Source organism: Bradyrhizobium sp. BRP22, assembly GCF_020194175.1.
Classification (GTDB): Bacteria; Pseudomonadota; Alphaproteobacteria; order Rhizobiales; family Xanthobacteraceae; genus Bradyrhizobium.
In genome coordinates, this window is record NZ_JADYVX010000102.1 from 1 (window position 1) to 985 (window position 985).

Annotated in this window: 1 protein-coding gene; it reads right to left on the reverse strand. The window is 58.9% G+C overall.

What is annotated here, in order from left to right; all coding sequences use genetic code 11:
• Positions 1 to 985, reverse strand: a 985-nt coding sequence (locus tag I6F35_RS39540) for an AMP-binding protein (protein WP_225122959.1), incomplete at both ends; no start/stop codon positions are given.

Sequence of the window (985 nt, forward strand, 5' to 3'; positions counted from 1 at the left end):
CACCCACCGCGCCGAACGGCACGGGCGCGCCATGGCCATCCAGCAAGTACACCCGCGTGTTGGCGATTGGACGGCCGATCGGGACCAATGACCCATTAAAATCAGCCGGGCAAGTCCAGATCGTCGCGAAGGTTGTCGTCTCGGTGGGCCCGTAGCAGTTAATGAGACGTACAGGGCCCTTTTCCTTCAACAATCTCAGAAACGAGGCACGATCACCGCGCTCACCCCCACAGAGGAGGTGCTTCAGTTGCGCCAACGTCGGAGCAATCGTTGATGTATATTGGTTGAATAATGCTGTTGTTAGAAACAGTGACGTCACCCGGTGCTGTTCAAGCGCCCGGGCAAAACTAAGAGTATCCCTGACGGTGGCGGCATGCATGGCAACAATGCAACCACCGTTAAGCAGCGGTGCCCATACTTCGAATGTGCTTGCGTCGAAGGCGGGATTGCCAGCCCATGCCACCCGATCTCCTGCATCGATCTTCACATACCCGCTGTTGATCACGAGCCGGTTGACGGCACGATGAGGAACAACAACTCCTTTGGGAAAGCCAGTTGAGCCGGAGGTGTACATGACGTAAGCGGCAGTTTCAGCGCTCAACGCCAGCCCAGGATCGGAACTACATCCCGTTCCAGCTATGAGCGGCTCAATAGTACGAACAGGTATCGTCGCCTCAACCAGATCATCAGCGCAAAGCACAAAGCTTGCAGCACAATCGGCCATCAGCAATTCTTGTCGCGCCGACGGGAGGGCGCGATCGATCGGTACATACACGCCGCCGGCCTTCAGAATCGCCAGCTGCGCCACCAGAAGAGCGACGGAGCGGTCCAGCACTGCGGCAATGCGATCCGCAGGTTTGACCCCGAGGGCGATCAGGTGATGTGCCAGGCGGTTGGCCCGCGCATTGAGCTCGCCATAGCTCAGCCGCTCATCTTCGCAGACCACCGCCACCGCATCCGGCGCCTTGTGGACCTGCGCCTCGAA